The organism is Pelomonas margarita, from assembly GCF_043555875.1.
Lineage (GTDB): Bacteria > Pseudomonadota > Gammaproteobacteria > Burkholderiales > Burkholderiaceae_C > Pelomonas > Pelomonas margarita.
The window spans coordinates 1-2,716 of the sequence record NZ_JBIGHW010000036.1 but is presented as its reverse complement, the minus strand read 5'-3'; the positions used below and the strand labels follow the sequence as shown (position 1 = coordinate 2,716).

The 2,716-nt window shown below is 62.9% G+C and carries 4 protein-coding genes; 3 read left to right on the top strand and 1 reads right to left on the bottom strand.

The features are described 5' to 3' along the window. The first annotated feature begins 190 nt into the window (after positions 1-190). From ACG0Z3_RS23030 to ACG0Z3_RS23020, 3 genes are all read left to right on the top strand, one after another. On the top strand, positions 191-349 hold the full coding sequence (locus tag ACG0Z3_RS23030; protein ID WP_394402358.1) for a hypothetical protein: 159 nt from the start codon (positions 191-193) through the stop codon (positions 347-349). A 115-nt stretch (positions 350-464) separates the two neighbouring features. Then, positions 465-908, top strand: coding sequence for a hypothetical protein (locus ACG0Z3_RS23025; protein WP_394402356.1), 444 nt, complete (start codon positions 465-467; stop codon positions 906-908). Positions 909-1,289: 381 nt separating this feature from the next. After that, positions 1,290-1,562 (top strand): hypothetical protein, encoded by a 273-nt coding sequence (locus ACG0Z3_RS23020; RefSeq protein WP_394402354.1) that lies wholly within the window; start codon positions 1,290-1,292, stop codon positions 1,560-1,562. 232 nt (positions 1,563-1,794) lie between these two features. Here ACG0Z3_RS23020 and ACG0Z3_RS23015 read toward each other — a convergent pair whose 3' ends face one another. Continuing rightward, complete coding sequence (locus ACG0Z3_RS23015; RefSeq protein WP_394402352.1) at positions 1,795-2,604, bottom strand: hypothetical protein; 810 nt, start codon at positions 2,602-2,604, stop codon at positions 1,795-1,797. Positions 2,605-2,716 lie beyond the last annotated feature (112 nt).

Here is a 2,716-nt window from a genome sequence, read left to right as displayed (position 1 = left end):
CCCCAGCGTCCACGATGACGCTGAAACAGCGTCCACGATCAGACTGAAACGCCGTCCACGATCACGCTGAAATCCCGTCCACCATCAGTCTGAAACGCCGTCCACGATGGGCTGAAATACGCACCCGAAGACGCCGCGGCTGAACATCAGCTATCCAGCGGCCCGGCTCAAGACCGAGATCGAGCGCAGCGTGCAACTGCCGATCGATTACGAGCGGCTGCGCGTGGCTGCATCCATCGTGGCCGAGCATCTCCGGCGGACTCCAGAGGGCTTCGCGGCGGGCTGGCCCCTGCAGAACCGCCGCTACACCGAGCAGCAACTGAGCCGCCTGGACCAGCCGCTGCACTGAGCACGCTGCGATGACGAGCAAGTCCTCATCCAGGAAGGTGTGCGGACTTTGCTCGACCGCGTGTCGACACACCGTTGACGACATGTCTCCTGGATCAAAACCTGTGTAATCAAGAATGAACGACAAGTGTCCAACCAGGCAGGGTTCCAAGACCCGGGCGCTGCCGGCCCGCAGGCGAATGGTCAGCGCGGACAGGTCCGCCCAGCCGACCCGCCCCGTCAACTTCCGGATGGCCCCGAAGGAGATCGCGCAGCTGGATGAATGTGCGATTGCCGCGCATCGCAGCCGCTCCGAGCTGATCCTGCTCGGCCTGCGCCGCTGCATGCGCGACGGGGTCTGGCATGCAGCAAGCGCGCCGGCCTTGGCATCCCGAGACTCGGTGTCGCCGCCCGCTGAACTCGTGCGGCTGTCGCAGGTCCTGCTCGGTCTGGCCATGAGCCTGGACAGCGTCTTTTCGGGTGCCCGCCGGTCATCGAGGCGGATGCAGGATGCCGCTGCGAATCTCGCCGATGCGAAGATCATGCTGGCCCGTCTGGCCGAGGACCTCGGGTGCTCCTGAAGATCGTCAACTTCAGGCGCAAGCAGCCCAGGCGGCGATGCGATCTTCGGCGTCTGCTGCGATATTTGTTCTCGCCGCACCAGTCCATGGCGGGCGCGGGCGTTCGCTTGCTGGGGGCGCCGCAGCTGCACAAGCTGGTGCTCTCGGCCATGCCCTGGGGCACCGAGATCCGCGACGCCGCCTCGCAACTGACGCAGCAGATGGACCGCTATTGCCGCGCTGCTCGATCAGGCCAGGCCCTGCCGGATGTCTGGTACGCCCACATCATCATCTCGTTCTCGCCGGCTGCCACGAAGGTGCTGCGCGCGCCGATCGATCCGCACGACCACATCCCGCGCAGGAAGGTCTCCGGCCCAGAACGCGTATCGGATCGCGCGCGACGTGCTGGACTTTCTGGGCTGGACAGAGAACCGGCCCAGCCTGTTCGTCGCCCACGGCGACAAGCGGCACGTGCACGTCCACGTGGTCGCTGTCCTGCCGGTTTTCAATGACGAGGACTGGGCGGTGCTGCACCTGTCGCGCCGTCAGCTGGACGAGGTGGCCAAGATCTGCGCGTGCGCCTTCGGGATCCCGTTGGCGTCGCGCGCGGCGCACGAGCATCATCGGAAATGGGAGCAGTTGCAGGACTGGATTCCGCGTGGCGATGTGGGATGAGCACTTTAGATCCAGTTGATCGCTCATTGCCTACCGCTCCTCGCCTTGACGACTGACTATTGGCTGCTCGAACTGGAGCCCGATTAGCTCACGTCTGACTTTTCTGGGTGGTCAGTTGAGAAACTGGCCCCGCTCGTGGCCGTTGCACGGCCATGGACTTTGAAAGTTAAGCATCGCAGTAAGCGCCGCGAGCGACAACTCGAAATTGACAAGGCCCAGGTGCCAAAATCCGCTACAGCTTGCCCACCAGTGGCATATCCACGGTAAGCCAGAACTCGGGCGTCCGCGGCGCTAGCCCGTTGACTTTGAGCTTCACGCTGGGCACGGCCGTCCACCCCGGCGCCGGCTTGAACGAAATTACGCACATATTTGTGTTCTGGTCCCAGCCCGTCGACACTGATCCGTCGGCAGAGGTATCGGGCTTCCACTTCAAGTCGCACAGGGTCTTGGTGAAGTCGCGGAAGGAAGCCTGGAAACGATTGATCACCACGCCGGCGTTCATCGTATCTGGCGATGACGTGGAGGCCGAGGCGACCAAGTCGGACACAAGTGCGCGGAGCTCTTTGATGCTCATCGAAGAACTGGGCTGCAGCGCCGTATCCTGGATGAGGTAGGTGTCGAACGACTCGAAAGTTAATTCCCTAGAGATTGATCCGCCCACATCTGCGGAGGCGGATGCGGTGGCTACCCCAACGCCGGCACCGGCGCCTCCCTCGATGCGGGCGGAAGCCTTCGCCGAGGTCTTGCCGTTATTTGAAGCCCAAAGCAGGCGTAGCTCGCGCGGGATCTCGAAGGTCAGGGATTCAGCAGCGTTTGGCTTGAACTGGTCAATTTCCACGACAGCCGAGAAAAGCAGTTCCAGCCGGTCCCGATCGCTTAATCGCATCTTGTCCGGGACAGTTGTGGGAAAGATCGCGGCCATGACCGGAGAGGTCACGGTGGCCAAACTGATCGCCAAGCTGCGTGCCCCGCTCATCTGGCCCTGGGCGAACGTTTTCAGCGAGGCGGCGGGGACCGTGACATCTAAGGCTACGCTGAACAAGTTGGCGATTTCGACGCTCCGTCATGCCGACGGCTGACGTGTTCGAACTGATGTCGTTTTGGCCCGCACATGCCGATCCTTTCGGCTCTTTTGAGGCAGCAGGCGCACCGCG

Coding starts and splice junctions, on each gene's coding strand:
- ACG0Z3_RS23025 (WP_394402356.1), top strand. CDS start 465: ATGAACGACAAGTGTCCAACCAGGCAGGGTTCCAAGACCCGGGCGCTG.